Origin of the sequence: Actinopolymorpha alba DSM 45243, assembly GCF_000373925.1 — a bacterium.
GTDB classification, from domain to species: domain Bacteria; phylum Actinomycetota; class Actinomycetes; order Propionibacteriales; family Actinopolymorphaceae; genus Actinopolymorpha; species Actinopolymorpha alba.
Genome location: NZ_KB892797.1, coordinates 1 through 23,743, shown reverse-complemented (window position 1 = coordinate 23,743; position 23,743 = coordinate 1). Strand labels below are relative to the sequence as shown.

General features: G+C 66.7%; 18 protein-coding genes. 7 read left to right on the top strand and 11 right to left on the bottom strand.

Annotated elements, in window-relative coordinates:
• Positions 1 to 122: 122 nt before the first annotated feature.
• Both B141_RS0132000 and B141_RS0131995 read left to right on the top strand, forming a co-directional pair.
• Entirely contained in the window at positions 123 to 1,301 is a 1,179-nt protein-coding gene (locus B141_RS0132000; protein WP_020579274.1) for an FAD-dependent monooxygenase, read from the top strand.
• A gap of 306 nt (positions 1,302 to 1,607) precedes the next feature.
• Positions 1,608 to 3,539, top strand: a complete 1,932-nt coding sequence (locus tag B141_RS0131995; RefSeq protein ID WP_020579273.1) for a glycoside hydrolase family 97 protein — start codon at positions 1,608 to 1,610, stop codon at positions 3,537 to 3,539.
• A gap of 451 nt (positions 3,540 to 3,990) precedes the next feature.
• Here B141_RS0131995 and B141_RS0131990 read toward each other — a convergent pair whose 3' ends face one another.
• From B141_RS0131990 to B141_RS0131980, 3 genes are all read right to left on the bottom strand, one after another.
• The gene (locus tag B141_RS0131990) at positions 3,991 to 5,460 is read right to left on the bottom strand and encodes a polysaccharide lyase 6 family protein (RefSeq protein WP_020579272.1); all 1,470 of its coding nucleotides are present in this window, start codon (positions 5,458 to 5,460) and stop codon (positions 3,991 to 3,993) included.
• A gap of 104 nt (positions 5,461 to 5,564) precedes the next feature.
• Positions 5,565 to 6,791 carry an alginate lyase family protein gene (locus B141_RS0131985; protein ID WP_020579271.1) on the bottom strand — a complete coding sequence of 409 codons (1,227 nt, stop codon included), beginning with the start codon at positions 6,789 to 6,791 and terminating at the stop codon, positions 5,565 to 5,567.
• Positions 6,788 to 8,107: a polysaccharide lyase 6 family protein gene (locus tag B141_RS0131980; RefSeq protein ID WP_020579270.1), complete on the bottom strand. Its 1,320-nt coding sequence runs from the start codon at positions 8,105 to 8,107 to the stop codon at positions 6,788 to 6,790. The genes B141_RS0131985 and B141_RS0131980 overlap by 4 nt, the downstream gene beginning before the upstream one ends.
• 374 nt (positions 8,108 to 8,481) lie before the next feature.
• Between B141_RS0131980 and B141_RS0131975 the strand changes: the two genes are divergently transcribed.
• Positions 8,482 to 9,774, top strand: coding sequence for a LacI family DNA-binding transcriptional regulator (locus tag B141_RS0131975; protein ID WP_020579269.1), 1,293 nt, complete (start codon positions 8,482 to 8,484; stop codon positions 9,772 to 9,774).
• Here the strand turns inward: B141_RS0131975 and B141_RS0131970 are convergent.
• From B141_RS0131970 to B141_RS0131955, 4 genes are all read right to left on the bottom strand, one after another.
• A complete protein-coding gene (locus B141_RS0131970; protein WP_020579268.1) occupies positions 9,694 to 13,668 on the bottom strand; it encodes a glycosyl hydrolase family 28-related protein in 3,975 nt (1,324 codons plus the stop codon). The genes B141_RS0131975 and B141_RS0131970 overlap by 81 nt on opposite strands.
• A 32-nt stretch (positions 13,669 to 13,700) precedes the next feature.
• Entirely contained in the window at positions 13,701 to 14,651 is a 951-nt protein-coding gene (locus B141_RS0131965) for a carbohydrate ABC transporter permease (RefSeq protein WP_020579267.1), read from the bottom strand.
• Positions 14,645 to 15,607 (bottom strand): ABC transporter permease, encoded by a 963-nt coding sequence (locus B141_RS0131960; RefSeq protein ID WP_020579266.1) that lies wholly within the window; start codon positions 15,605 to 15,607, stop codon positions 14,645 to 14,647. The genes B141_RS0131965 and B141_RS0131960 overlap by 7 nt, the downstream gene beginning before the upstream one ends.
• Before the next feature lie 63 nt (positions 15,608 to 15,670).
• Entirely contained in the window at positions 15,671 to 17,191 is a 1,521-nt protein-coding gene (locus B141_RS0131955) for an extracellular solute-binding protein (protein WP_020579265.1), read from the bottom strand.
• Positions 17,192 to 17,368: 177 nt separating this feature from the next.
• Between B141_RS0131955 and B141_RS0131950 the strand changes: the two genes are divergently transcribed.
• Positions 17,369 to 18,508 (top strand): GntR family transcriptional regulator, encoded by a 1,140-nt coding sequence (locus B141_RS0131950; RefSeq protein ID WP_020579264.1) that lies wholly within the window; start codon positions 17,369 to 17,371, stop codon positions 18,506 to 18,508.
• A 182-nt stretch (positions 18,509 to 18,690) separates the two neighbouring features.
• Here B141_RS0131950 and B141_RS43915 read toward each other — a convergent pair whose 3' ends face one another.
• Positions 18,691 to 19,815, bottom strand: coding sequence for an MGDG synthase family glycosyltransferase (locus B141_RS43915; RefSeq protein WP_020579263.1), 1,125 nt, complete (start codon positions 19,813 to 19,815; stop codon positions 18,691 to 18,693).
• A gap of 149 nt (positions 19,816 to 19,964) precedes the next feature.
• Between B141_RS43915 and B141_RS0131940 the strand changes: the two genes are divergently transcribed.
• From B141_RS0131940 to B141_RS49890, 3 genes are read left to right on the top strand one after another with little or no spacing between them, the layout of a single operon-like run.
• The gene (locus tag B141_RS0131940; RefSeq protein WP_020579262.1) at positions 19,965 to 20,840 is read left to right on the top strand and encodes a DMT family transporter; all 876 of its coding nucleotides are present in this window, start codon (positions 19,965 to 19,967) and stop codon (positions 20,838 to 20,840) included.
• Entirely contained in the window at positions 20,840 to 21,562 is a 723-nt protein-coding gene (locus B141_RS0131935; protein WP_020579261.1) for a polysaccharide deacetylase family protein, read from the top strand. Before B141_RS0131940 ends, B141_RS0131935 begins: the two co-directional genes overlap by 1 nt.
• Positions 21,563 to 21,622: 60 nt before the next feature.
• Entirely contained in the window at positions 21,623 to 21,775 is a 153-nt protein-coding gene (locus B141_RS49890; protein WP_157181451.1) for a hypothetical protein, read from the top strand.
• 125 nt (positions 21,776 to 21,900) lie between these two features.
• Here the strand turns inward: B141_RS49890 and B141_RS0131925 are convergent, their stop codons facing one another.
• From B141_RS0131925 to B141_RS46465, 3 genes are read right to left on the bottom strand one after another with little or no spacing between them, the layout of a single operon-like run.
• Positions 21,901 to 22,755, bottom strand: a complete 855-nt coding sequence (locus tag B141_RS0131925) for a helix-turn-helix domain-containing protein (RefSeq protein WP_026257745.1) — start codon at positions 22,753 to 22,755, stop codon at positions 21,901 to 21,903.
• Positions 22,736 to 23,254, bottom strand: a complete 519-nt coding sequence (locus tag B141_RS0131920) for a DUF6879 family protein (protein WP_026257744.1) — start codon at positions 23,252 to 23,254, stop codon at positions 22,736 to 22,738. The genes B141_RS0131925 and B141_RS0131920 overlap by 20 nt, the downstream gene beginning before the upstream one ends.
• Positions 23,235 to 23,504: a hypothetical protein gene (locus B141_RS46465; RefSeq protein WP_020579257.1), complete on the bottom strand. Its 270-nt coding sequence runs from the start codon at positions 23,502 to 23,504 to the stop codon at positions 23,235 to 23,237. Before B141_RS46465 ends, B141_RS0131920 begins: the two co-directional genes overlap by 20 nt.
• Positions 23,505 to 23,743 lie beyond the last annotated feature (239 nt).

Below are 23,743 nucleotides of genomic sequence, written 5' to 3'. Positions count from 1 at the left end.
TCCGACCTTGCCAGAATGAACACCTGCTCATAATCTATGAGCAGGTGTTCATTCTGCCCGTGCCGGGCGCACCGCGCTGCGCGGGTACTCGCGTTCAGTCATCTCCGGAGGGAAGCGTTCACATGGCGAACCACACCAGGCGCGTGATCATCGTGGGGGCCGGCATCGCCGGTCTCGCCGCCGCACTACGGCTTGGGGAAGCGGGTTGGAGTCCGCTCCTGATCGAGCGGGCGCCCGAGCGCCGCGGCGGAGGCTACGCGCTGAACCTCTCTGGCCTCGGCTACGACGCCGCCGAGCGGATGGGACTGCTGCCCGCGCTGACAGAGCGGGCCGTTGATGCCTTCGAGTTGGCGTACGTCACCGCCGCTGGGCGGCCGCGGTTCACCGTGCCGAGTCGTACCGTCCAGGCGGTTCTCGGCGAGCGCAACGCCACCTTGCTGCGGGGAGACATCGAGGCGGTGTTGTACGACGCGGTGCGCGCCCGCGTCTGTGATCCGGTCCCGATCCGGTTCGGGGTCACGGTCGATGCCGTGGCGCAGGATGCTGACGGGGTACGCGTCACCCTGGGCGACGGCACCACCGAAGACGCGGACCTGCTCATCGGCGCTGACGGCCTGCATTCGAGGGTGCGGGAGCTCGTCTTCGGGCCCGAGCGTGAGTTCCGCCGTGACCTGAACCATCTCATCGCCGCGTTCACCGTGGACGAGTTGCCGGCCGGGGTACGCGAGCGTGCCTTCACCTCAGTCGCCGCGGTCGGCCGGACGATGTCGTTCGCCCATCTCGGACCTGGGCGGATGGCGGCGTTCTTCACCCACGGCAGCCCGGACCCCGACGCAGAGCTTGCAATGGGGGCGCGCGCCGCGCTCACCCGGGCGTACGGCGATCTGGGCTGGATCGTGCCCGACCTGCTCGCCGGTCTCGACTCAGGATCGCCGGTCTATTTCGACAGCGTGAGCCAGATGGTCGTCGACCAGTGGATCAGGGGTCGGGTCGTACTCCTCGGGGACGCCGCGTGGTGCGTCACGCTCTTCGCGGGGTACGGCGCGTCGCTCGCCCTCGGTGGTGCCGATCGGCTCGGTCTTGCTCTGGAACACCAGCCAGCCGACATCCCGGCGGCGCTGCGCGCGTGGGATGCGGAGCTGCGCCCGATGGCGGAGAAGCACCAGCGACGCGGCCGCCGCAACACCGGCCTGCACGCGCCGACCGGTCGGCTCGAGCTCTTCCTGCGCGAGGTGCCGTTGCGACTGGCCGCGCTTCCGCCGGTCACCCGGATTCTCCAGCATCGCCTGCACCGGGCATGAGTCGCAGTCCTCGTCGCTCCCATCCCACCCCGGTGCTGAGGGCGTCCTGCTCTGAGCTGGCCCGCGAAGCTCGGGTAGAGCTCGGCACTGATGCGCCGGATGAGGCCAGTGAGCTGTAGCGGACAGATTTCTTGACCGGCGAAAGTAACCCGATTAGCTTCGCGTCCGTTGGTTCGCTCGGCGTCGACGGCGCCCCTTGTCATGCGCCGTCGGTCTCACTGGTCATCGCGAGTAGCGCCGGTTCACAGGGCTCCGTTTCGGGCTGACTCGCCGACCTCTGTCGTACCGCGAGTTCCAGGAGGCGCCATGGCAGGTCCTGAGTTTCTTTTGTCGCAGGCGTTACGGTTCGGGTGGCGGCTGGCGGGTCTGACTCTTGCCGGTGCGCTCGCCGGTGCGGCTCTGGCCGTACCCGCCGTCGGTGCCGACGAGACGACGTGGACGGTCACCGCTCCAGCGTCGCCCGCCACATCCCCGACCGCGCACCTCCGTTACGAGCGGGGGAACGGCACCTTGTCGCTGTCGGTCTCACGCGCGGATGTGACCGTGCTCGACCCGTCCCCGGTGGGGATCGTCACCCAGCGGGCGGACCTGTCGCGCGGACTCCGCTTCGTGGGGCGCACGGACCGCGCGGTCGTGGAGCAGTACACCACCACGGTCGGCAAGCGCACGCAGCGGAAATCGGTGATGACCGAGAGCCGCTTCAGGTTCGAAGGCGACAACGGCGCGCGGCTGGACCTCCTCGTGCGTGTCGCCCCCGACGGCGTGGCCTACCGCTACGTCCTCCCCGCTGACTACGGCTCGGTGCTCGGGGAGGCGTCGGCGTTCAACGTCGCGCCGGACGCCTCGGCGTGGTTGGCCCGGCACCGCCGCGACTACGAGAACCCGTTCGTCGAGTACACCGCCGCCACCGCTCCGGCCGCGGACTTCCAGATGCCGGCGTTGTTCGCTGTGGACGGCACCTACCTCTTGCTGGCCGAGTCCGCCCTCGATGGTTCGTACTCCGGGCCGCGGCTGCTGCATCAGGCCGGCACCCGGACGTACCGCGTCGACGTGTCGTTCTCGGATCGCGAGATCGCTGTCGACGGACCGGTCGCAACCCCCTGGCGGGTGATGATCGTCGGCGACCTCGCCACAGTGACCGAGTCGACCCTCGTCGACGATCTCGCGCCCGACTCGAAACTCACCGACACCTCCTGGATCAAACCCGAGCAGGTGTTGTGGACCTGGCTGGCCGGCGGCCGCGAGGCCGGGCAGAGCCTCTCGATCCAGAAGGGGTACGTCGACTACGCCGCCGCTCGTGGTTGGCCGTACGTCGCCGTGGACGCGGGGTGGTATTTCGACCCCGAGCAGTGGGACGTCACGGACCCGAACTGGAAGACGAACAGCTGGATACCCGAGCTCGTCCGCTACGCCCAGGAGCGGCAGGTCGGCATCATCGTCTGGATCCACTACCGCGACCTCGACACGGCCGAGGAACGCGCCGACTGGCTGCCGACGCTGCACGCCTGGGGCGTGAAGGGCGTCAAGATCGACTTCATGGACTCTGAGTCGCAGGCGCGGCTGCGTTGGTACGACGAGATCCTGCCCGCGACGGCGGCCAACCAGCTGCTGGTGAACTTCCACGGCTCGACCATCCCGAAGGGCATCCACCGGACCTGGCCGCACGTGATGACGATGGAAGGCGTCCACGGTGCCGAGAAGCGCACCGTAACCACGCAACACCTCACCACCCTGCCGTTCACCCGCAACCTGATCGGCTCGATGGACTACACGCCAGAGGCATTTCACCGGCCGAGCCGGCCCACCTCGGACGCGCACGAACTCGGGCTCGCGGTCACCTTCGAGTCCGGACTGCAGAACCTCGCGGGAACGCCCGAAAGCTACGACGTCCGGCCGGAGGCGCGGGGGTTCCTCGAGCAGGTGCCGACAGTGTGGGACGAGACCCGCCTGGTGTCGGGCCGGCCGTCCGACCACGTGGTGATGGCGCGGCGCAGCGGCGACCGGTGGTTCCTCGGCGCCGGCGTAGCCGGACCGGCGCGGACGCTCGACGTACCACTGCGCTTCCTTCATGGCCGCTACCTGATCGAGGTGGTGCGCGACGGTGAAGCCGGATTGGTGCGCGAGAGCCACGTCGTGACCGGCCCGATCGACCGGCTGTCAGTGGACGTGGTCGCCGAGGGAGGATTCGCGGCGATCGCCTGCCGGTGGGAGCCAGGACGTACGACCTGCGACCGCTGAGCGTCCTGTCGGCGAGGCTCTCACCAGTTCACGATCATTTCGGGGAAGTGGCCCACGTTTCGCGCGGAGCGTCAGCGACTTCTACACTCCGGCGCGGCATCGGCAAGAGCGTGGAAACTTTGGGGTGTTATAGCACCCCAAAGTTTCCACAATCTCAGATGGCCTCTGCTCCGTCTCGAATGGCGTACGCCTCACCCGTCCGGAGGTTGAGACATCGGGCCCTTTAGGTCCCGGGCGCTCGAGGATCGTGAAGGATTCTGGTCAGATAGCAACGAAACTCCTTCACGATCATGGCCGCCCGTTTGGTGAAGTTGATCAACGGTCCTCAGATCGGGCAATCCTCGGGTAGGTGCCGGAATTCGGGACCGTTGATCAACTTCGGCGGCACGACAGTTTTGAATAGGCCTCATAGTGGGCGGTAGGCACGCCGCAGAGGGGGTTCTGCGCCGAGTCAGGGTCGTTTGGGCCGAGCGTGCGGGCCGACGTCAGCTCTGGTCAGGGGCCGCCGCAGTGGCCCGTCTGACAACTCGTCCGCGCCGACATCCTTGACTCCGCTGCGGGCGCGAAGGTCGATGTCGAGCGTCACCGTCGGATAGCTTCCGACGGCCGCGTTCACCGCGGGGCTGCTCGCACCGATGCGCGGCATCGCATACCTGTCCTCGACCAACCTCGGATCGACGGCGCGATAGCCGCCTTCCGGGATGTCGCCCGCCGGAGCGCTGTGGAGGATGTTGCCTTCCCAGCGGAACCCCTGGGACCCCTGCGGCAGCGTGATCAGCTGCGCCCCGCTTCCGGTGATGATGTTGTTGGCGACCACACAGTCCCTTGGCCCCAGCGGTCGCTGGGCCTCGCCGGCCACGCTGGTCGCGTTGCCGGCAAAGGTGTTGAAGGCGATGAGGACCCGGTCCACTTGTTCGTTGCCCGTGCTGGCGGTGTCCTCTTCGATGTTGCCGCTGCCGACGGCAAGGCCGGTGCCGGTGCTGCCTGACACGAGGTTGTTGACGATCACATGGTCCTTGCCGTAGAAGCGGATTCCGGAGCGTCCGCCGAGCAGGATGTTCCCCTCGACCCGGTTGCGGTGTCCGTGCCTGAGCACGATCGAACCCACGCTGTCGACGATGGTGTTGAACTGCACGATGTTGTCGCGGGACTTCACCGAGATGGCTTCAGGGTCGCCGTCGACCTTCTCGAAGAGGTTGTGTTCGATCACGGCGTACGCGGAGTAGCTCTGCTTGTGGCTCAGGCCCAGGCGGATCGGCTCGCCGCCGTTGGAGCCGTCGAACCGATGGTTGTAGAAGAAGTTGTGATGGATCCAGGTGTGTTGGGCGATGCCATCACTGGGTCCCGCGATCGACACCCAGACACCCTGGTTGTACCTGTTGGTGAAGGTGTTGTAGCCGATCTCGCAGTTGTTGCCGTCGATGTTGAGCCAGTGGTTGCCAGCGGCAGCGGCGGTGAGCTCGATGTGGTTACGGGTGAAGCGGATGTGGTGGGAGTTCGCCGGGACCCGCAGGGTGGAGCTGTGCGTCAGCCGGAAGCCGTCCAGTGTCACGTACTCCGACGCATCGATCGTGAAGCCCGCGGTGCCGGTGATGGTGACCCGCCCCACCTCCTGGGCTGCGATGGTCAGAGGCGCTCCGGGCAGGCCGGACTTCCCGCTGATCCGGATGGGTGCGCTGGCGGTGTAGGTGCCGTTGTTGAGTTCGATCCGATCGCCAGGTCCGGCGGTGTCAATCGCGGCTTGCAGGTCAGCCAGCGAGCGCACCCGCACGGTGGTGGCGGCTGGCGGCACCTGGGTGGCGGGCGTCGTTCCGCTGGATTCCGCGGCCGCCGGATTACCTGCTGACGTGGCAGTCACGGATCCCAGGGTGGCACCGCTGGTGACTCCAGCCGCTGACAGCAGGAATGTCCTTCGCAACATCGAGGCTCCTTCGCTGGCTTCGTTCACGTTCGCTGGCTGGGCTGGGATGGGTTGGGTTGGGTTGGGTTGGGCTGGGTTGGGCTGACGCGGATCGTTCACCTTGGTTAACGGCGACCTACCGGATTCTCGGCGTGGGTCAGGGTCTCCCAGCCAAGGAAGTGACTCGGCCCCGTCGGCCGTAGCCTGGTTTCCAGGAGTTCCTTCGTCTTCGGCAGGCTGATGCCGAGACGGTTGTTGTAGTGGTTGTACGCGATCTCGAGCGTCGGACCGAGACCGCGCTGGAGTGTTCCGCCACACAACCAGTCCGGCACCGACTCGCCCAGGTCGTAGGTCGCGTGGAACTCCATCGCCTTCGTCAGCCGTTCCCGCATCTCGGCGTACAGATCGATGCCCTGGATCAGCGCGGTCTCGGCGACGTGGGAAGCAGCGTCAATGCCCCAGCCGACGTACCCGAAGGTCCGGCAGGTCTCCTGGGCGAGGCCGTCGACGAACGTCTCCTGCCCATGCCAGTACGCGATCAGCTTCTCGGCGGTGTCCTTGCCGCCGCCCGGCGGCGGCTGGGGAAGTGGCCCGTCTGGCTCGAGGTAGAAGTACGCCGGCACCCGACCGCGCCACACCCGTACAGCTTCGTTGAAGGACGCGCGGTCGTCGAGGAACACCGAGATGCCCACCGCCGCGTCCATCATGATGAGTTCCCAGTTGCCGTTGAAACTTGGCCGGCGGTCGACCAGCACCTGCGGGAGGTGCACCGTCCGCAGCATCGTGGCGAACCGCTGGACTCGGTCGGTCGGCCAACCGTCGTAGGTGTAGCGCATGAGTTCGCCAGCGCGCGAGAACGACGCTCCGGCCCAACCCGCCTGCAGCGGCGCGTTGTGGTTGGTGTGGCTCCTGATGACGGCCGACCACGCGTCGAGGATCTCGATCGCCTTCTCGGCATGGCGCCGATCGCGGCTGATGTTCCACAGCAGCGCGTGCGTATAAGCGGCGAGCGCGTCCTCACGCTCCTCGACACACCCCAGGTTGGGGTTGGAGTACGGCCCGCACTCGACGACCTCGCGTGGCTTGGGCTCCCAGGACAGGGAAGCGAACTTGCTGGAACTCATCTGGGCGTACGCGGACTTCCACGGCTCGGCGCCCGCCTGCACCTTCGCCCGTACGAACTGCAGTTGGGGTTTGCTGACAAGCACCCCGGGATGGACGAAGCCGCTGTCAGCGGCGGCCGGCCGGTCGGGCACGGCGCCCACGGCACCGATGAGGGCCAGGAGCACGGCGAGGGGGAGGAGCGCCAGGCGCCGCGGCAGGCGAGGTGCTGTCCAAGGACGGATTCTCATGAGCTTCCTTCCGCGTCAGGGCCGACGTCACTGGGCGACAGCGGCCGCGCGATCCCGATGTCCTGAACGCCGGCTCCGGTCTGGTCGATGACCTCGAACTGCTCGCGCGGGGCGCTGATCCCGGCGGTCGCGGTGCCGCGCAGTTGCACGACGTTGCGTGCGTACGTTGGGTTCACTGGTTCGGTCCGCAGGTCGACCGCCTTGCCCGCGTAGGCGCGGACGAGGTTGTGGGCGAATGTCATGTCGACGGGAGGCAGCGGTCGCTGGTCACCGATCTGTACGCCGTTGGTCCGGCCGATGAAGGTGTTGGCGTAGATCGCCGGGCGGAACACCTGGGCGTTCGTGAAGCCCGGGCCGCGCGGCGTACCGTTGCCGACGATCAGAGGCGCACCATCGGTGTCGACGTAGTTGTGGTGGATCTGGTGGTCCTCCTCGTAGAACCGGATGCCACCCGAGCCCGGCTTGCCGTCACCAAGGATCGTGTTGTGATGAACGGAGTTACGGTTACCGGCGCGCAACACGATCATTCCTTTGGAGGAGCGCACCGTGTTGTGGCGGATGATGTTGCTTGACGACTTGACCGAGATCACCTCTGCGTCGCCGTCGCAACCGGTGAAGAGGTTGTGCTCGACGATGCTGTAGGTGTCGGTGTAGTCCGCCCAGGCGCCACCGCCTCCGAGCACGATGCATTCGCCGCCCTGCGGGCCGGCCGCCACGTCGTGGAAGTGGTTGTGGTCGATGCGGGTGTGCTTGGCGAGGTTCGGGTTCGTGCCGTGCACCATGATGAAACGGCCGGTCTGCCCGCGAGGCCCGAAGTCGGAGTGGTCGATGCGGTTGTCGTCGTTCCGGTTACCGGTGAGATGGACGACCTCGGTGCCGCCTGGCCGGTCGGGAAACGTCCAGCGGGTGAGGCGGCAGCGAAGGCAGTCGACGATCCGGACGTTGCCGGTGCTGGTCCAGGTCATGCCTTCGAGAACGACGTCCGCGGAACCGTTGATCTCCATCGTTCCATAGGCGAATACGGCTTGGCCGCGTTCGCGGGCCGCGATCGTCACCGGCGCGTCCATCCGGCCCTGGGCGGTGATCGTGAGACCGGTGTAGGTGCCGTTCGCGAGAAGGAGGCAATCCCCGGGCCTGGCCGCGGCGACCGAGGCCGCCAGCGAGGCGTCGTCCTCGATGTCGATTGTTCGGGCGCACTGGCGTTCGGCACTGTCGTCCTCTGCCCCGGCTGTCGCGGGCGCGGCGAGGCCGCCCGAGGTGGCCGCGACCACGCAGGCCATGACCGCGAGCGAGGTACGGAGACGGTGCTTCGTCATTCGTCGGGTCCTCTCTGAGGTGGCTTTGGTCAGGCCGTTCGACAACCACGACCTGGCCGCTCACCAGCGAGGGCGTGGAGAGCGGTTTCCCTTATTCGTCAGCGCGCCGGTAATTCCTTGACCAAAGGCGGACTGAACGTTTTCCGAAAGGATCCTGGACCGGAAAGTGTGACGTGACAGCGGTCGTTTTGGCGTCAAGAACGTCGCGGTGTTCAGATGGTCACAATGTTGTGAAGGATCCGCAGACTGTCAAGGAAAGGTCGTCGCCCCGGACATCAGGTTCTCGTTATCTGAGCGGGAACGTTCGATATCGAAAGCCTGCTGTCCACCGCCCGGTCCCGCGAAGCCCCACGGATCGATCGGAAGGTGTCGCCATGCCAGCCGAACTACGTCGCTCACGCATTCTGGATCTCGCTCGTACGCGAGGGTTCGTCAGGGTTACGGACCTGGTCGCCGATTTCCAGGTTTCGACGATGACCATCCGGCGCGACCTCGCCGCACTGGCCGAACGCGGGGTGATCGAGCGGGTGCATGGCGGTGGCGTCCTACGCCGCGAGCTGGCTCCGGTGGTTTCGGAGGCCGCCGACGATGCTCAGAGGACCAGACCGGCTCAACGTGAGGTCGTGCCAGCCAGGGAGCGGATCGTGAGTGGTCAGGTCGGGATCGTCGTCCCGACCGGCGCGTATTACTTCCCGCAGGTCGTGGCCGGGGCGCGTCGGGTGTTCGATGCGAGGAAGGTACGCCGGGCACTCGCCATCTCCAACTACCAGCCGGCCCAGGACCGGATGCTCGCCCGCCAGTTGCTCGACGCCGGCGCCACCGGCCTGCTGCTCACCCCGAATGTCACGCTCGACGAGGGTGCCCCGGAACTCCTCGACTGGCTCTTCGAACTGCCCGTGCCGGTCGTGTTGATGGAACGCACCGTGCAGATCCCCGTGCGCGACCGAGCGTTGTGCTCGGTGCGTGCCGACCACGAGCTTGGGGCCGCCCGGGCTGTCCGGCACCTGGCGCGCCTGGGTCACCGCGGCGTCGCCCTGGTGACGCAGGGGCAGTCACAGACGAAGTCCCGGGTGATCAACGGTTGGCGGGCGGCGGTCGCGACAGCGGGTATGGACCCGGCCGGCTCGCCGCTGATCATCACCAGTCCCGCGGCCAACCGGTGCTCTGAAATCAACCACTACTCTGACGTCAACCACTGCTCTGATGCCGGTTACAGTGCCTGGCCGACGAACGACGCGATGGCCGCCGTCCTCCAGCGGCTGTATCACTCCCAGGCCACGGCCGTCCTCGTACACAGCGACCAGACCGCGCTCTCATTGGTACACCACGCGCGGGGGCACGGGTGGCGGATACCGGAGGATCTGTCAGTCATCGCCTATGACGACGAGATCGCGGAGATGGCCGACCCGCCGTTGACCGCGGTGTCCCCGCCGAAGAGGTGGGTCGGGCAGGGGGCGGCGCACCTGCTGCTGGAGCTGATGACGGACGGCATCGCTGGACCAGTCCGGCATGTGGTGGTCGAGCCGGAGCTCGTGGTCCGCGCCTCCACCCTGAGGCCGCGGACCACGAGCCTGCCGAACCCCGGCTCAGCCGCGGGAACGCGGTGCGAAGGTGGCGGTCAACGCGAGGTCCTTCGTCACGGTGACGGTGAAGGACCGCTCGCGTGACACCACCTCGCCGTCGGCGGACCAGCTCACGAACTCAAAGCCCGGTGTGGGTTCGGCGACCGCGCTCACCTGGCTGCCGCGTTCGTACCTGCCGGGCTCGGTTTCGTTGCCAACAAGGGAGATCCGACCCGCGCGTGCGGGTTCAGCAGCGACGGTGAGGGCGTTCTGCTGCATGTTGATCGCCATGATGTTGAACAACCTCGCCGGTCCATTGCTCGTGGCGCCGTTGTAGCGCAGGAGGTTGGTGACGGATACCTTCCCGCTGGTCACGTCGACCGTGCGGCCGTCCTCGCCGAGGTTGTCCGTGCCCAGGTTGAAGGCGGTCACCTCGCCCGACCCGACGACGAGGCCGTCGTGGAAGCCGTAGGCGAAGGCGTTGAGGACCGTCAGCCGGGACGCACCCGTCACCGTGACGAGTGCGGACCGCTTGCGCATGTACTTGTCGATCACCTGGCTGAAGATGTCTCTCTCGATGGCCCAGTTCGGCAGGTTGTAGCCCACCCTGGTCACCGCGTTGCCGTTGGACAGCAGGCCTTCGACCCGGCCCCGGTCGCTCGGCCCGACCGTGACGGCGTGGTCGAAGAACGCGCCGGTGACCTTCCGCACCACGAACCTGTCGTTGCGATGGGTGGCGAGGTCGATGCCGTTCCAGGCGTTCGGCAAGCCGAGGTTGACGGCGTAGACCCCAGGTCCGTTGCCACGGACCGCATAGGGGTACGCGACGAGACCGTCCGGAGCGGCGGGGTTGTTTTCCGGGTAGAAGATCCGCAGGCCGCGAACGCCGGCACGGCTTCCGTCCAACGTGATGAGGGCCGGCGCGGAGTCCGGGGCAGTGGTGGCACGCCCTTCGTATGCCATCAATACGGTGCCGCCGCTGGCGCCGAGCTGGTCACGGTTGGGCACCGCGGAGGCGCCCCGGAGTTCGACGTTCGCCGGAACCCTGAGGTGCCGCTGGATGCGGTACCACCCGGCCGGCAGGTAGACGATGCCGCCACCGGACCGGTGCGCCTGGTCCAGTGCCGCCTGGATCGCGGCAGTGGCGTCCTCAGCGGGGAGGTAGCCCGCCCCGCGCGGGGCGCGGAAGGGTGCCGCGCGAGCGTCGTACAGGACGGCGCGCGCCGGTTGTGGCAGTGGTCCCTGGGTGTACGCCGGTGGCTGGCCGTCCAGGACATGGACGATGCCCTGGGTGGCGCCCCGCACCTGCGTGCCCGTGAGCTTCACGAAGCCCTGCGAGGAGTTCTGGATCGCGTACTGGCTGCCCTCCAGCCGGCCGGCCGCGAACACCAACCCCCACCGGGAGTCGAAGCTCTCCACCTTCAGGGCGACGTTGGTACGCCGGATCTCGGTCTGCAGGAAGCTCCCGGCGAAGCTGATCCGCTGGCCTGGAACGATCCGGATCCCGACGTCGTAGTCGGATGCCTGGAGGTTGTACAGCTGCTCCCACTCCAGGTCGCCGAGCGCGAAGCCGGTGCCGTGCGCGCGGGTCCAGGCATCGAGTGTCGCCCGCCGCGGCGGATGGTAGTCCGACGGAGCGTCAGCCCAGTAGGCGTTGTTGAAGGTGACGTTCTCCCAGGTGCCGACGTCGGCACCGTTGTAGGCACGGACCCCCTCGTAGAGCGCGGTGCCCTTCACGTTGCGGATGGTGGACGACTCGTGTACCTGCCCGGAGCTTGGGGCGGTGCCACGATCGTTGGGCATCGTGCTGATGCCGATCCCGCGGTAGGAGTTCAGCATGGTGACGTCGGAGATCGTCGCCATCATGTAGTTTTCGTTGCCGATCCAGGCGCCGCCGGGAATCTCGAACGTGTAGTTGTACGGCACCGGGTCAGTCGCGCTCTGCCGTGGGTAATAGGTCGTGATCCCCATGACGCCCGCGCTGCCGCCGATCCGGAACACCGCCGGGCCGTCATCGCCCGAAGGGACGTCGGCGAGAACGACCGTGCCGTAGCCGCCTTCACCCACGTCGGGATCGCGCCGGTCACCGCGCAGGGTGCAGAAGGCGTGGACCTCGAGCGTGTCCGTGACGAGGTATTTCCCCGCCGGCATCCAGACGGTGCCGCCGCCAGCGTCGTAGCAGTCGTAGAGCGCGCGCTGGATGGCGCTGGTCGCGTCCTTCGCGCCGGTACGGTCGGCGCCGTAGACCGACACGTCGAAGTCGGCCACCACGGCGTCGTCCGTCGGGTACGCCGTCTTCACCAGTTTGGGGCGCGGCTGGACGATCGGCTGGTTGCGCACCTGGAGCTCCCTGACCGAGAAGGTGTCGGACTGGCCGGCGTAGCCGTTGAACGCCACCTTGACGAACCTCGCCGAACTCGTCTCGAAGGCGGTGCGGGCGACCCGGTTGCCGCCCGGCGTACCCGAGCGGCCCACGGTGACATACCGCTGCCCGTCGGTGGAAACCTGGACGGTGTAGTCGGGGGAGTACGCCCCCGCCCAGCTGACCCGGACGTCGTTCACCTGTTGCGCCTTGCCCAGGTCGACCTGGAGCCACTCGCCCGAGTGGCCGGCACCGCTGGTCCACGCGGTGTCCCCGTCTCCGTCCACGGCCAACTCCGGCCCCGCGCCGGGAGCGCCACTGCTGGCCGTGGCGGTGGCGCCACGGGCGAGGTTGGTGTCGATCTTCGAAGCCCGGAAGTCCCGCAGTGCTTCGAACACCGTGTGCAAGGCTGCCTTGACACGCTCCTCACCGGCGCTGGGAGTGTCAACCACTGCTTGCGCGTCGTCGATGGCCGACCGCAGCGTGGTCTTCGACCCCGAAGGGAACTGCCCGTCCCGGGTGCCCTCGCGGGCGGCGACGTGATCCCTGGTTGCTTCGCCGATGAGGTTGCGCAGACCTTGGGTGGTGTCGAGTTCCGCGGCGACCACGGTGACCCGCACCGACGCCACCTTCACCTCGACAGCGCCTCCGCCGGTGGTGATGCGGAAGTCCGAGCCGTTCGAGCGGTTCGTCATCACGGCGTCGTCGAGGGCGTACGTATGGGTCTTCCAGGTCCTTGAATCGCCGTAGGCAAACGCCTCGGAATTCTTGAACTTGTCGCTGAGCTCCTCGCCGGGGGAGTCGTACTGCAGACTCAGCCGGCCGTTGCCCTCGTCGAAGTAGTCGATGCTGACGAGCACGGTGTTCTTTGTGTTGTAGACATAGGTGTCCGCGACGTTCATGTAGAGGTACAACGTCGCCGGAGCCGGGGCTGCGCGGTTCGTCTGCCAGTAAGTACGCCCGTCCTGCTCTCCGACGATGAGACCCTCAGCCCGGTCGCCCGCCCTGGGAGCGATGCCGCGTTCCCGCGGCGTCGCGCCGAGGTCGACCGCGGCGCCGACCGACCCGACCCGGATCGAGGAGACGATGATGTCCTCGGTCGGATCGCTCTCGGCCGGACCAAGCCGTAGGTCCGCGCCGTTGAGGCGGTTGGCGAACCTGCCATCGCTCAGGGAGAAGGTGCTGGTCTTCCACCGCGCGGTGCCTGTCATCGGTATGTCGGTGGCAGCTGCGTCGGGGTTGTCGGCCGCGTCATAGTGCAGGGACAGACCGCCGCTTTCCGTGTCGTAATAGGTGACGCTGACGGTGACGTCCTTGGTGGCGAGGCCGCTGACGTACTCCTCGTCGAGATCCAGGTAGAAGGAGCCGGTGTTGGCGGCGGTGTTGGTCTTCCAGTAGTCCCGTCCCTGCAGCGTGCCGGTCACCAGGCCGTCCGGGTTGTCCCCGGCCCGGACCCGGATGCCGAGCGTCGCGGGGGTGGCGCCGAGGTCGGCGCCGACGCCGCTCGGATACATCACTGGGCCGGCGGCCTGGGACGCCGCCCCGGCCCAGGTGGGCACCAGCAGGGCCAGGATGGTCAGCAGGGTGAGGCAGGTGCCGACCCGCAACCTGCGCCGTCGTGCGCGACGTACCGGCATCAGCAACCTCCGTTGGTGGTGAACGGGCGCGGTCAGCCCTTGACCGCGCCGAGGATGATGCCCTTGACGAAATAGCGCTGGAGGAAGGGATACGCCAGCAGGATCGGAACGGTGGAGAAGATGATCGTCGCCGCTCTGATGTTGTCCGCGGAAATGACGAGCTTCTGCAGATCGGCGGTCGGTGCGGTGCCGCCACCCATTCCGAGCATGCTCTGGTCGATGATGATCGAACGCATGACCACCTGGAGCGGCCATTTCGAGGAGTCCGTGATGAAGAAGAGCCCGGTGAAGAAGTCGTTCCAGTGGGCGACGCCGTAGAAGAGCCCGATCGTGGCCAGGACGGGCTTGGACAGTGGCAGGACGATGTGCCAGAGGACCTGCAGGTCGGAAGCCCCGTCGATCCGGGCCGACTCCTCGATCTCGTTCGGGATACTCCAGAAGAAGTTCCGCATCAGGATGAGGTTGAACGGCGAGACGAGGCCGTAGATGACGAGCACCCACACGCTGTTGATGAGCCCGAGATTCTTCAGCAGGAGGTACGTCGGGATCAGTCCGGCTCCGAACAACATCGGAATGATCACCAGCCACATGAGAAAGCGGTAGCCGGGGATGTAGGTCTTCGACAGTCCGTAGGCCGCGGTGGTCGTGAAGAGAAGGTTCAGTGCGGTGCCGACAACCGTGACGAACACCGTGATCCCGAACGACCTCATCAGGACGGGCGTCTCGAAGATGTATTGATACGCGTCCAGCGTCCAGGAGTACGGCACCAGCATCAGCGGGTTGGCGGAGATCGCCGCACTGCTGCTCAGAGACCTCGCGAGGACGTTCAACATCGGTAGCAACGTCACCAGGCCGAGGAATACCAGCACGAGGTAGATGATCGTGTCGCCCCACCAGGGATTTCGTTCAAGACGTGACCGCTGGCTCGTCACCTGGCTGCTCCGGAGGATTTCCGTCTCGCCGGTTTCGGGTTTGGTCACCATATCGATCGTTGTCCCATCCTGCGGAGCACCCAGTTAGCCGACACGATCATCGCGAGCCCGACCACGCCCTTGAACAACCCGACGGCGGTTGCCAGCTCGAACTGCGCCTCGAGCAGGCCAGCCCGGTAGACGTAGGTGTCGATGATGTCGCCGACCTCGAGGACAGCGCCGTTCTGGAGCTGGAAGACCTGGTCGAATCCCGCGTCCAGCAGTCCGCCGAGTGAGAGTACGAGGAGTACGGCCATCACCGGTCGCAGGCCGGGCAGTGTCACGTGCCAGATCTGGCGGAGCTTGCGGGCGCCGTCGACCCGGGCCGCTTCGTACAACTCCGGGTCGATACTCGACAGCGCGGCGAGATAGATGATCGCTCCCCAGCCGAACTCCTTCATGATTCCGGTGAGGACGAGTACCGCCCGGAAACTGTCGGGGTTGGTGAGGAAGTTGATCCGGTCACCGCCAGTATTGACGAGCAGAGTGTTGACGATCCCGGTCGGCCCGAGAATGTTGATGACGATGCCGGCGAAGACCACCCAGGACAGGAAGTGCGGGAAGTACGTCACGGTCTGGACGCCGCGCTTGAACCACATGCGGCGTACCTCGTTGAGCAGCAGCGCGAAGATGATCGGAACGGGGAAGCCGAAGAGGATGCGGTAGAAGCTGATCAGCAAGGTGTTGCGGATGAGTTCGGGGAACTTCTCGGAGCCGAACATCGTACGGAAATGCTCGAGCCCGACCCAGGGGCTCTCCCACATGCCCGCGAAGACCTTGAAGTCCTTGAACGCGATCTGCAACCCGATCATCGGGAGGTAGGCGAAGAGCACAAAGTAGATGACCGTCGGCAGGATCAGTGCGTAGATCCAGCGGTACCTCCAGACCAGGGCGGCCTTCGACTGGTGTCCGCGGGGCGCCGGTGTCGCCCGGCGGCGAGGCGGGGCGGCCGCGCGAACCTCGCTCATCGGCGTGACTCCTCGGTGGCTGGAAGGCAAAGGAAACGCGGGCGGCGTGGGCCGCGAGCGGCCTTATCCCGTTGTGTACTCGGGCTTCGACTTGTCCTTCTGGAGGGAGTTGACCTCCTCGAGAATGGCGTTGCCGCCCGCCCTCTTCCACTTCTCCACCGCCGCCGCCCACTCGGCCCGGGTGACCTTGTGGTTGACGATGGTGCTCTGAGCCACCTTCTGCAGGTTGTCCTCGAACAACTGCGTGCCCTTCTTGGCATCGGTGGGCGACACCACGGTCGGGTCGCGGTAGTCGAAGTACTCCTGCCTGGTGTAGTCGTCGAACTTTCCCTTGATGTAGTCGAAGTCCTTGCCGATGCCGGCGCCCTCGAAGTTCGTCCGCATGCCGTCCCAGTCCAGCTTCTCGCTGAACGGCCCGATGAACCCGAGGGGCTCGATCTGCGGTCCCTGGTAGGACTTCGGCCGCTCGGCGTCCTGGAGAGAGACCTTCGTGCCGTTCTCGACCTTGTAGGTCTTGCCTTCCACGCCCCAGCGGCGTAGCTCGGAGCCTTCGGTGAGGGTCCAGTTGAGGAACGCGAAGAAGCCGTCGGGGTCCTTGATCTTGGCGGACACATAGAAGCCCCGGTCGACAGGAAAGACCGCGCGGCTACCGGCGGTTTCGCCCAGCGGTGAGACCACACTCACCGCGCCGTCCGACCTGATGGTGCGGAGTTCGGTCACGATGGAGGTGTAGGCACCCCAGTGTTCGATCGCCATGACGGCCTTGTCGGCCTTCAGCTTGGCGGTCGAGAAGTTCGGCTCCTTGCTAACGCCGTAGTCGGGGTCGAGCAGGCCCTTCTTGTGGAGATCCTGGAGCCAGAAATAGAGATCGATCTCCTTCTCCTTCATGAACCACGGTGCAAGCGTGTCTGGATCGTCGGGTGCCGGCTCCCAGCCGAACATCCCTGTCCCGAAGGAGGTGGCGATCTCCTTGGCGTGCCATTCGTACCCCATGGTGAACGGCACCATCTTCGGATACGCCTTCTTGACCTGCTCGAGCGTCGCCTGGAACTCCTCCAGGCTGGCGGGCTCGGCGATCCCGGCCTTGTCGAAGAGGTCCTTCCGGTAATACAGAAAGAAGGGAACCTGCGGCCAGATGAGGTTGGGAACGAAATAGGTGTCGCCTTTGTCGTCACGCAACATCTTCCAGATGCTGTCCGGAACGGCCTTGCGGACGGCGGGGTACTTGTCGAGATAGTCGTCGATCGGCAGGAAGGCTCCCTCGTCCTGGGCGCTCCGCCAGGTGCCTGACGTCGGACCCGATCCCCAGATCACGTCGGGAATATCGCCGGAGGCGAGGATCGTGTTGACCTTCGTGTCGTAGTCGATGACCGGAATGATCTGGACGTCGATCGAAACGCCGGCGCGGCGTTCGAGTTCCTTTTCGAACGGACCGTTCTTGGTGTAGGTCGCGGGCCCCCACGTGGGGCGCAGGTAGGTGAAGCTGAAGCGGCCCGACGAGCCGCCCTCCTGCTTGCCGCTGCAGGCACTGATGGAGACGGTCGCCAGCAGGGCGCCGGTGAGGAACTGTCGCCTGTTCACCATGTCGTTCTCCTCGCGGCTCGTAAGGGCCGGACGACTCACTACATGGATCGTGCGTTCGACCGTATTCTTAACGTGTGAACGTGTCAATAAAGTGGCCTATATCGCTCAGCACACCGTGACGACAGAGAGAGTTAACGTGGTGAATTCTGAGGCTGTTGCCGCCGCGCGGTGCCAACCATGACGGCGAGGAGTGACGGGGTACGCATCCCGCTTTACCAGCAGGTGAAGCGTTCCCTGCTGGCCGCCATCGCTCGTGGTGAGTACGCCCCCGACAGTCCGTTCGTCACGGAACGCAAGGTCTGTGAGCGGTTCGGCGTGAGCACGACGACCGCCGTCCGTGCGCTCAACGAACTTGTCGCGGAGGGCGTGCTCGTCCGCCGGCAGGGCAGCGGCACCTTCGTCGCCGACCGGTCGGCGTTCCAACCGACGGTCGACGTGGGTGCCGCCCACACCCGCAGGCCAGCGGTCGCGTGCATCCTCCAGGGGCAGGGCCCGCACGTGACCCAACTTCTCGGGGGAGTGGAGGCGACCTGCGCCGAGCTCGGCTACCAGCTGATCCTGACCCACTGCCACGACAACCCGGAGCGGGAGGGGAGGGCGCTGCGCGAGGCGCTCGAGTCGAACGTCACCGGCATCGTGCTGTATCCGGCGGAAGGAAACGCCAACGTCGAGGTCTTCGCCGATCTGCGCAGGCGTGAGATGCCGCTCGTCATGGTCGACCGCTACCGGCCGGACGTCGCCACCGATGCCGTGGCGGCCGACAACGTGGCCGTTGGTTACGAGGTGACCCAGCACCTGATCCGGTTGGGCCACCGGCGGATCGCGACCTTGTGGGACGAGACCGACTGCACCAGCGTTCGTGACCGGCTCACCGGCCATGTCCAGGCCCTACGTGACAACGGCATTCCCGTGCGCCCCGACCTCACGGTGCTCCGGAAGTACGCCCCGGCGTCCGGCCCTGATCAAGGCAGCGTGGCGGCGCTGCTGGCCCGCCCGGATCCGCCGAGCGTGCTGCTCTGCGGCAACGGCTACGCGATGGGTCGGGCGGTCCTGGACCTGGTGGCGTTGGGAATCGACGTGCCGGGTCAGGTCGACCTGGCCGGCATGGACGATGCGAGCCCGCTCGACATCCTGCCGCTCGCCGCAATCGCCGCGACGCTGCCCTCCTACGAGATGGGGCGGGAGGCGGCGTTGCTGCTCCACCGGCGGATCACCAGCGGGGATCCCTACCGGGACGTCGAGCATCTGGTCCTGCCGATCGCGATCAGGACAAGGGACGCCGCGCCCGGGCACCTTCGGGTCGTGCTCGCCGAATGACCGTGCCGCCCAGGCTCGTTCGAGCCTGAGGTCGAACCTGGGCGGCAGGCATGACAAAGCCCCAGATTGGCCGGGGGGACCACACCGAGGCTTTGCGGATCCGGTCCTGGCCGCTCCAGGGTCCGGGATAAGCGGCCGTTTGTCGGATCTCCTCGCAATCATGGCGAAAATGAGAACGTATGTCATCTCGGCGCGGCGCCGCTCCGCGATTCGGTCACCCTCACGAGCAGGTCGGTACTGTCGGGCCGGAACACCGCCCGGGCGCGTCCAGTCTGCAGGGCCCTGGCGTCGGCCTCCAGGTGGAGCTCGTCGAGTGCCGCAATCAGTTCCTCCGGTCGGTCAGACCGGCGTACGGCACCGGCCCGCTCGAGGTGCTCCGCGGCGGCCCGGCCATGCCCGGGGAGCGGCGCGTGGATCACCACCGGCGTACCCACGGCGAACGCCTCGGTGCAGGTCTGGCCACCGGAGTTCTCGACCAATGCGTACGCCCCGGCCAGCGAGGCGGCGAGGTCGGGACGCCAGCCGACGGCGTAGTCGGGGCCGGCGACGGCGCGGATCCGCGCGGCCAGCTGCTCGTTGTGCCCGCAGAGGGCGAGCGGGAAGTACCGCCGGGTGGCGATCAGCGCGCGGATCGTCTCGGCGAGATGGGTGCCGATCCCCCAGGAGCCCGCGGAGACCAGGACCACCGGCAGCCCGGCGGCCGGAGCCAGAGCAGGCGTTCCCGGGACAGGACTCGGCGGGCCCGGTCGTACGAGCGGGCCGAGCCAGAGGGCTCGGTCCCCGACCAGCGTCGCGGCGATTCCGCGAGCCGCCGGCGACAGGCAGAAATAGGCGTCGTTCCCCGGCGACAGCCAGACCGCGTGCGGCACGAACTCCGTGAGCACCACGACGGAACGGCCCCTGATCGCGCCGTCTTCGCGGAGCCGTCCGGCGACCGCGGCCGCCAGGTGGAAGGTGCTGATGACGACGTCGGGGGCGAGCTCGTCCACAGTGGCCCGGGCGGTCGACGTCGCCAGGCGTACGAGAGGTTCGACCAGCCGGCGCGCGGCATCCGGGTCACCGAAGCGGTCGTAGATCCGCTGGTAGCGGCCGGGCGCATGTCGCAACATCAGGCCGTAACTGGTACGTACGGCGCTTCCCAGAGCCGCCGGCAACAGGTCCAGCACGTCGATCCGCTGGGTCCGGTGTCCACGGCTTTCCAGCCGGCGGGCGACCTCGGCGGCGACCGCGTCATGGCCGCCACCCATGCTCGCTGAGATGATCAGGTAGCGGCGTCCGGAGTCGTGCGGCGACTGCCGGCCGGTCACGATCGCGCCTCCCCCCAGGTTTCGTGGCCGCGCGGGTCGTGTCGGTTGCTGGGCTTGCGGGTAGGGGAGGGAGCACCAACACCACCACGGGTGCGGGCGCGCACCGCGCCTGGCCACCGCGAGCCTCAGTCGCGCCGAGACGGTCCGTGATGATTCTTCCCGCCATTCTCGCGTTGTTCGCCGCGGCGAGTAACGCCTTCGCGTCGGTTCTGCAGCGTCACGAGGCACGGTCGGCGCCGCGCGAGGAGTCGTTTCGTCCGGCATTGATCCTGGATCTGGGCCGACGACCGTTGTGGTGGCTTGGCATCGTGGGCGTGATGGCCGGCGCGGTGTTCCAGGGCGCGGCGCTCCTGACCGGCCCGCTGGCCGTGGTCCAGCCGCTCATGATGATCGAGCTCCCCCTGACGCTGTTGCTGGCCGCTCTGGTGTTTCGTCGCCGGCTCGGCGGGCGTTCGATCGCGGGCACCGCCGGCGTCACCTTCGGCGTGATGGCGCTGCTCGTGGCCGTCGACCCCTCCGGTGGCGGGTCGGGGGTTGACCCGGTGCGCTGGACGCTCGCGTTGCCGTCGGTGGTCGCGGCGGTGGCCCTGCTGGTCGGCCTGGGACAGGCGGTCGAAGGGGCGGCGCGGGCCGCGTCCCTCGGGGCGTCGGCGGCGGTGGCGTTCGCGTTGACCGCCGCGCTGATGAAGGACGCGACCGGTCGGTTGGAGGTCAGTGCTGCGGCGTTCTTCACCAGCTGGCAGCTCTACGCCACGGTCGCCGCGGGGATCTGCGCGATGTTTCTGCTGCAGAACGCCTATCAGGCAGGCACCATCGTGGCCGCCCAGCCGGCGATCACGGTCGGCGACGCATTGGTCAGCCTGGTGCTGGGCGTGGTGTTGTTCGACGAGGATCTGCGCCTTGGTGCGTGGACCCTACTCGCGTTGGTCGGGCTGGCCATGATCATCGCGGGCGCGCTGGAGCTGTCCCGCTCGCCGCTGATGAGCCAGGTGGCGTCCCGGTCTGACCTGCGTCCCACCACCTGATGTCGACGCATCGGCTGGCGAGAGCCGCGGGCGTGGCCGGTGCGCTCGCGGTGGGCGCCGTTCTCGCCGACCTGCTACCGGCCGCGAGTTGGCTGCCACAGGTACGCCGGTTGTGTCCGACCCTCGCTGGTCGCGGTGACCGCCGCCATGTCGCGCTGACCTTCGACGACGGTCCAGATCCGGCGGCGACGCCCCTCATCCTTGACCGCCTCGACGAGCTGGGAGTCCGGGCCACCTTCTTTCTCATCGCCGAGCGGGTGGTACGCCATCCGGAACCGGTGCGGCTGGCCCGCGCCCGCGGCCACGAACTCGCCGTCCATGGCCTCCGGCACGACGCGCCGCTCCGGCCGTGGCGGGACCGGGCTGACCTCGCGGAGGCGTACCAGATCATCGCGGCGGCGGCCGGCCGGCGGCCCGTGTGGTACCGCCCGACGTACGGCGTCCTCACCACCGCGCGCTGGGCCGCCGCGCACCGGCTGGGGCTGCGGCCGGTGCTGTGGACGGCGGACGGACACGACTGGACCGCCGGGCAGAACGGCGCGGCCGTACGTGACCGGGTGGTGCGGCACCTGTCCGGTGGTGACACCGTCCTCCTGCACGACTCCGAGGTCGCGGCGCCACCCGGCTCCTGGCGGGCCACCCTCGACGCGCTGACCGGCATCGTGGACCACTGCCGTGCCCAGGGATGGTCGGTCGGCCCGCTGGGCGAGCACGGCCGCTGATCCGCCGTCGCCGGACGGTACGACGCGAGCGGCTGGAAACGGGACGGCGACTGGATCGTGGTGCGGCACACGCTGCGCAACGTCGACAGCTCGATGTACGTCCGCGTCCGGGGGACCAGCACCAACGAGCTGGAGCCGCAGCCTGACCCGCTCGGCTCGAACCCGTGGGATGACCTGTGGTTCTACTCCAACCCGGTGTTCATCAACCGGTAATCGTCGTACAGTGACCGGCGACTTGCCGCGAGGCTGATGCTGGCCGGGACCGCCCAGGTCCCGGCCAGCACCACGGCTCTATCCACAGTCGCCCCTTGCGCCGCGCGTCAAGTTCGGGAGCGCAGTCACTCGTTGAGTTCGCCGAGGGCCTTGACGATGAGGGCTCTTGCCTCTCGGCCGAATACGGCCGACACCTTGAGCGCTTCGAACATGCGCGCGTATAGCTGAACCTCTGACGGTTGCGTTACCTCTATGCTCGCCGTTGGCGTTTCCAGGGCCGCTAGAATGTCATCGAAGATCCAGAATCCGGCGGAGGCAACGGTCACGCGTTGAGTCATCAGGGGGATGATTCCGAGAAAAATGTTGGGCAGGGCCATTAGCTCAAGGAGACGACCCAGTTGGCCGGCCTGTATCTCGCCATCCCCGAACCATGTGCGCAACGCTTGTTCTTCAAGTAGGACCGCGAATCGCTTGCCGCTCCGATAAAGAACTCTTTGTCGCTCCATTCGAACAGCGACGGCTTCTTCTACGTCATTGGCGGTTCCCAAGAACTTGATCCAGAATGACAGCATGGCGGCCGAATACTCGCCGGTTTGGAACAGGCCAGGGATAACGTTGTGCTCATAGATCCGGAAAAAGCTAGTCTGCTCGTACCGCTTAAGCGTGTGGGCCCCTAAGACCCGCTTCATGCCGGCCCGGCTTTGCCGTCGAAACTCCAGGTACGCCGACTCAACCGCGCGAAGACTAGCGATCAAGTCAGGAATTTGATCGTTCGCAGAACACGCACGGCACCATTCACGTATGTCATGGTCGGTTGGCGCCTGCGTACCGTTTTCGATTTTGCTAACGCGCGTATAGTGCTTGCCAGTTGATGCCGCCAACTCGCGGGCCGTCAGACCTGCCTCTTTACGCAAGTCCCGAAGGCGAATGCCTAGCGCCCGTCGCGCCTCTTTAGCGGAGCTAGAGGGGGCTGTATTCACGGTGAGGTATTGCTAGCTTCCAAACCGCCTCGAACGCCGAGCGGCAGAGTTCAATATCGTGCGGGTCCGTCGAAGTTACCTTGTCGATGGCCAAGCCGCTTCCCGTGTAGTGCAGGAAAACGACCAGGTGCCCGTCGAAGAGATAGAAGTCGTTCCCGGGCAGCGCGATCGAAGATGCAAGCCTGCGGGGAATCCAGCGGATATCCTCGCCCGCGCCCACTATGGGGTGAGCGATGCTGTGGGACCAGCGTTGATAGTCGCTCAGAGGCTCCGACACGATACGGGCGCGGCGGACCGACCGCCCAGCCTTGACGTGCTCGCGAAGCGTGGCGCACCAGTCCTGAAGCCATTCAAGGTCGTCATATTCGCCGGCCGTCCACTTCGCCATATGTGGCAGTTCTACCGCCGTTCCGTAGGCGTCGCGGGTTTCTAGGTGAATAGATTCCCGCTTAAACTCGCTTAGGAGCCGTTCAAACTCTTCATCCGTTATCGATGCCACGTTCTCCCTGCCCGAAAAACTGAATCATCCTGTCCGGAATCTCCACGCACGTCTCGCCTTTCGGTATGTCCATCTCGGCAAGTGCCTCCGCGTCGTCGACGACCCACCCTTGCACCAGCCACGACCCGCGATCTGTCCGGTAGAGCGTAGGCGATCCCGTTGGGTTGGACTCGGGATCCTTGGCGACGAACGTTATGCGCATGGGCCTTATCCCCGTCTCTATGGTTGCGAGAAGTTGCGGACTCATCATCGGCCGCGCCTCCCGGTACGTCAATGGTGCGGGTCGCAGATTCTTAGAGATGCATATATTGCACCACGCCGGATCGGCCGTCTTCGCAGGTCAACGAGCTAGGCGCCCGCAGTCTCGGATCCTGTGATCGCAACTTTTCGCAACAAGCTTCCAAGGGTCTGTGGACTAGACCTAGTGTCCCGCGCCTTTAATTCGTTATCTAATTGTTTGCGTGTTCGGGTGTTCTTGTCGTCGGGCGC

What these genes read in the sequence shown, in the direction of transcription:
- B141_RS0132000 (WP_020579274.1), top strand. Translation starts at nt 123, where the DNA reads ATGGCGAACCACACCAGGCGCGTGATCATCGTGGGGGCCGGCATCGCC.
- B141_RS0131995 (WP_020579273.1), top strand. Translation starts at nt 1,608, where the DNA reads ATGGCAGGTCCTGAGTTTCTTTTGTCGCAGGCGTTACGGTTCGGGTGG.
- B141_RS0131990 (WP_020579272.1), bottom strand. Translation starts at nt 5,460, where the DNA reads ATGTTGCGAAGGACATTCCTGCTGTCAGCGGCTGGAGTCACCAGCGGT.
- B141_RS0131985 (WP_020579271.1), bottom strand. Translation starts at nt 6,791, where the DNA reads ATGAGAATCCGTCCTTGGACAGCACCTCGCCTGCCGCGGCGCCTGGCG.
- B141_RS0131980 (WP_020579270.1), bottom strand. Translation starts at nt 8,107, where the DNA reads ATGACGAAGCACCGTCTCCGTACCTCGCTCGCGGTCATGGCCTGCGTG.
- B141_RS0131975 (WP_020579269.1), top strand. Translation starts at nt 8,482, where the DNA reads ATGCCAGCCGAACTACGTCGCTCACGCATTCTGGATCTCGCTCGTACG.
- B141_RS0131970 (WP_020579268.1), bottom strand. Translation starts at nt 13,668, where the DNA reads ATGCCGGTACGTCGCGCACGACGGCGCAGGTTGCGGGTCGGCACCTGC.
- B141_RS0131965 (WP_020579267.1), bottom strand. Translation starts at nt 14,651, where the DNA reads ATGGTGACCAAACCCGAAACCGGCGAGACGGAAATCCTCCGGAGCAGC.
- B141_RS0131960 (WP_020579266.1), bottom strand. Translation starts at nt 15,607, where the DNA reads ATGAGCGAGGTTCGCGCGGCCGCCCCGCCTCGCCGCCGGGCGACACCG.
- B141_RS0131955 (WP_020579265.1), bottom strand. Translation starts at nt 17,191, where the DNA reads ATGGTGAACAGGCGACAGTTCCTCACCGGCGCCCTGCTGGCGACCGTC.
- B141_RS0131950 (WP_020579264.1), top strand. Translation starts at nt 17,369, where the DNA reads ATGACGGCGAGGAGTGACGGGGTACGCATCCCGCTTTACCAGCAGGTG.
- B141_RS0131940 (WP_020579262.1), top strand. Translation starts at nt 19,965, where the DNA reads ATGATTCTTCCCGCCATTCTCGCGTTGTTCGCCGCGGCGAGTAACGCC.
- B141_RS0131935 (WP_020579261.1), top strand. Translation starts at nt 20,840, where the DNA reads ATGTCGACGCATCGGCTGGCGAGAGCCGCGGGCGTGGCCGGTGCGCTC.
- B141_RS46465 (WP_020579257.1), bottom strand. Translation starts at nt 23,504, where the DNA reads ATGATGAGTCCGCAACTTCTCGCAACCATAGAGACGGGGATAAGGCCC.